The organism is Phycicoccus flavus (assembly GCF_004025965.2).
GTDB classification, from domain to species: domain Bacteria; phylum Actinomycetota; class Actinomycetes; order Actinomycetales; family Dermatophilaceae; genus Phycicoccus; species Phycicoccus flavus.
In genome coordinates, this window is sequence record NZ_SAYU02000131.1 from 1 (window position 1) to 3,518 (window position 3,518).

Sequence of the window (3,518 nt, forward strand, 5' to 3'; positions counted from 1 at the left end):
GACGGCGCCGCTCGTGCGGGCGACGAGGGCCTCGGCGGTGTCGACGGTGGACGTCGTGCGGGCCACGAGCGCCTCGGCGGAGTCGACGGTCGAGGTCGTGCGTCCCAGCAGACCGTCGGCGGCGTCGACGGTTCCCCCGGTGCGGGCGAGGAGGCCCTCCGCGGCGTCGACGGTCCCCCCGGTGCGGACGAGCAGGACGTCGGCGGCGTCGACCGTGCCGGACGTCCGGGCCAACACCGCCTCCGCGGCCTCGACCGTCGCGACCGTGCGCGCGAGGACCGCCTCCGCGGCCTCGACGGTGGCGAGTGTGCGGGCCAGCGTCACCTCGGCGGTGTCGACGGTCGAGGCGGTGCGCACGAGCACGGCCTCCGCGGCGTCGACGGTGGCCGCGGTGCGAGCGACGACCTCGTCGGCCGCCACCCGGGTGCGGTCGATGCGCCGGACGAGCGCCCGGGCGTCGCCGACCAGCTGCTCGGCCTCCCCGAGGAGGCCCACGACCCGGGGGACGGCGGCCAGGAGGGACTCGGCGGCGTCGCCGGTGCGGGACACCGCGTCGACGACGTCGCGCGGACCGGGCACGGAGGGCAGGCGCATCCGGCCAACCTACCGTCCGGCACGCCGCCGGCTCGGCGGCGCGGACCCCCCTCGACACCTCCCGTAGTCTGGTCGGCGGTCTTTCCCGCCCTCGTAGCTCAGGGGAAGAGCACTTCTCTCCTAAAGAAGGTGTCGCAGGTTCGAATCCTGCCGGGGGCACGCACGAAACCCGCTGCAATCAGGCTCTTCACGGAGCAAGGCGTCATCCACAAGTGGTCAGACATGGTCGCCGAGACCCTCTGTTGTGGCACGCTTCGGGCACGTCGTGGCACGCCGACAGCCCACGTCCGAGAGCGTGAGAGCGAAGTCTGGACGCAACGGCTCCGGAAACACCCGCAAGCTGCCTTCCGGGCGCTGGCAGGCGCGCTACCTCGGACCGGACATGGTCCGCCACATCGGACCAAAGACGTTCCAGACCACAGGTGACGCCCAGGACTGGCTGGCCGAGGAGCGCCGACTGATCTCGCTTCAACAGTGGCGCCCACCGCGAGAGCGGGCCCACATCGACCTCGAGGGCCGCGCCTGGTAGTCGCCGTCGGCTCAGCCCGGCAGGCCGTCGGCCGGCGGGAACCTCTCGACCCGGCACGGACGACGTGCTCACACGCCGTCGACCCTCGCGAGGTAGCTCACTCCACAACCGATGAGTGGCCTCGAGGTCACCCCCATCGCCATCGGGGCCATGACCTACGGCGAGCCGGACCGCGGTCATCCCGTCTGGTCCAGGGGTGAGGACGAGGCGCGTCCTCTCATCAAGCACGCCCTGGAGGCGGGGATCACCTTCTTCGACACCGCCAACCTCTACTCCCTCGGGTCCAGCGAGGAGATCCTCGGGCGGGCACTGAAGGACTACGCCGACCGTGACGCGGTCGTCGTCGCGACCAAGCTGCGCCACCCGATGCGCACGGGCCCCAACGGCCGGGGTCTGTCGCAAGGCGATCATGCAGGAGGTCGACCACTCGCTGCAGCGGCTGGTCACCGACTACATCGACCTCTACCAGATCCATCGCAACGACCACACCACGCCGTGGGAGGAGACCCTCGAGGCCCTCCACGACGTCGTCAAGTCCGGCAAGGTCCGCTACCTCGGCGCCTCGTCCATGCAAGCCTGGGAGTTCGCCAGGGCTCTGCACCTGCAGCAGATGCACGGCTGGTCGCGGTTCGTGTCGATGCAGAACCACTACAACCTCCTCGCCCGTGAGGAGGAGCGCGAGATGATCCCGCTGGCCCTCGACAACGGCGTCGGCACGATCGTCTGGTCCCCCCTGGCGCGCGGTCGGCTCGCCCGCTCCTGGGACGACGCCCGCTCCACCACGCGCTCCGAGACGGACGGCGCCTACGCGGACACCCTGTACTCCCCCGAGCAGGAAGCGTCCAACCGTGCCATCGTCGACGCCGTCGGCCGGGTCGCCGAGGCCCACCACGTCAGCCGCGCCCAGGTCGCGCTCGCCTGGCTGCACCGGCAGCCGGTGGTCACCGCCCCCCTGGTGGGGGGCCGGCACCATCGAGCAGATCGACGACGCCGTCGCCTCCCTGGACCTCGAGCTCACGGACGAGGACGTCCAGGCCCTGGAGGGTCCGTACACCCCGCGCCACGACTGGCAGGGCGTCTCCGACGAGGCCGAGCTCGAGGCCATCCGCCGCCGGGTGCCCGGCATGGCGTTGTGAGCGGCGGGGTCCTCCGGTCCGACGACCCGTGACGGCGCGGCGATGCCGGTCCGCAGCCGTCTCGGTGCCTCGGTGCCGCCACCGGGCCGGGACGCCGGCGGCGGCGGGTCCCGGGCGTCCGGCGCGCCGAGGGGCATGCCAGGCCCTCGAGCCCGGCACCGCCGTCACCGTGGACACCCGGAACGCGCGGCGCGCCGGGACCCTCGCCTCCCGGTCGAGGCCGAGTGGGCGGCCGTCGTCCGGCAGCAAGGGTTCAGCGTCCGCGTGCACACCCACCCGCGACGGCTCTCAGGCCGGGCTGCTCGTCGCGCGGCGGCGCCGGATCTCCTCGGGGGTCGCCCCGTGGCGACGGCGCAGGAGGGTGATGAGTGACGTCGCGTCGCGGTAGCCCACGGCCCGGGCCACGGCAGCCGTGCTGAGGTCGGTCGTGCGCAACAGGTCGACCGCGCGTTCGAGGCGCACCTGCTGCACGTACCGGACCGGCGTCGTCCCGAGCACGGTGGCCGTCAGTCGCTGGAGGGTCCGCTGGCTGACGCCCAGCCCGACGGCGATAGCCCCGATGTCGAGGGGGCGCGCCAGCTGCTCGCGGACGGCCCGGTCGAACGCCGCCAGCGTCGGGTCGGTCTCCGGCAGGAGGCTCGGGCGCACCAGCGCGGCCTGCTGGGGGCGGTCGCCGACGGCCAGGTAGTCCCCGACCGCCTCGCTCAGCCAGGGACTGACCCGCCGCACCAGCGACAGGGCCAGGTCGAGGTGCGCCAAGGCCGCGCCCGCGGTGGTCACGGTGTCGGCGATGACGAGCGACCGGGTCTCGTCGAGGTCGACCCCGGGGTAGCGCCGCCGGAACGTCGGACCCAGCCACCAGCTCGTGGTCGCGGCCCTGCCGTCCAGGACCCCGCCCTCGGCCAGGACGAAGGTGCCGCTGCAGGCGGCCGAGACCGCCGTACCCCTCTCGTGCAGCTCGCGCACCACCGACACCGCCGCACTGTCGCGCACCGCCCCGACGACCTCCTCGGCGCCGACCAGGCCCAGGCCGGGCACGAGGAGCTGGTCCGGGGGGTCCTCGAGGCAGGCCTCGAGCGGTTCGGCGGCCGCGCCGAGGCCGTACCCGGTCCGGACCCGCGGCGTCGTCGCCCGCAACGACACCTCGAAGGGGTCGATGTGCCCGTCGACCCGGTCCCGCAGGAGGTTCGCCGCCGTGAGGACGTCGAGGAGGAGGCCGAGGCCCGAGTCCGCCACCCCGTCGACGAGGACGATCGCCA

At 73.6% G+C, this 3,518-nt stretch carries 3 protein-coding genes, 1 tRNA gene and 1 pseudogene; 3 read left to right on the plus strand and 2 right to left on the minus strand.

What is annotated here, in order from left to right:
- Positions 1-594: hypothetical protein (locus tag EPD83_RS20020; protein ID WP_205859644.1), on the minus strand; the 594-nt coding region annotated here is incomplete at its 3' end.
- An 87-nt stretch (positions 595-681) separates the two neighbouring features.
- Between EPD83_RS20020 and EPD83_RS20025 the strand changes: the two genes are divergently transcribed.
- The 3 genes and pseudogenes from EPD83_RS20025 (at position 682) to EPD83_RS20035 (ending at position 2,259) form a co-directional block, all read left to right on the plus strand.
- Positions 682-753: transfer RNA gene (locus EPD83_RS20025), tRNA-Arg, on the plus strand.
- Positions 754-889: 136 nt separating this feature from the next.
- Positions 890-1,123, plus strand: coding sequence for a hypothetical protein (locus tag EPD83_RS20500; RefSeq protein WP_205859645.1), 234 nt, complete (start codon positions 890-892; stop codon positions 1,121-1,123).
- A 111-nt stretch (positions 1,124-1,234) separates the two neighbouring features.
- Positions 1,235-2,259, plus strand: a pseudogene (locus EPD83_RS20035) (aldo/keto reductase).
- Between the two features lie 288 nt (positions 2,260-2,547).
- Here the strand turns inward: EPD83_RS20035 and EPD83_RS20040 are convergent.
- Positions 2,548-3,518, minus strand: a 971-nt coding sequence (locus EPD83_RS20040) for a GlxA family transcriptional regulator (RefSeq protein WP_205859646.1), incomplete at its 5' end; no start/stop codon positions are given.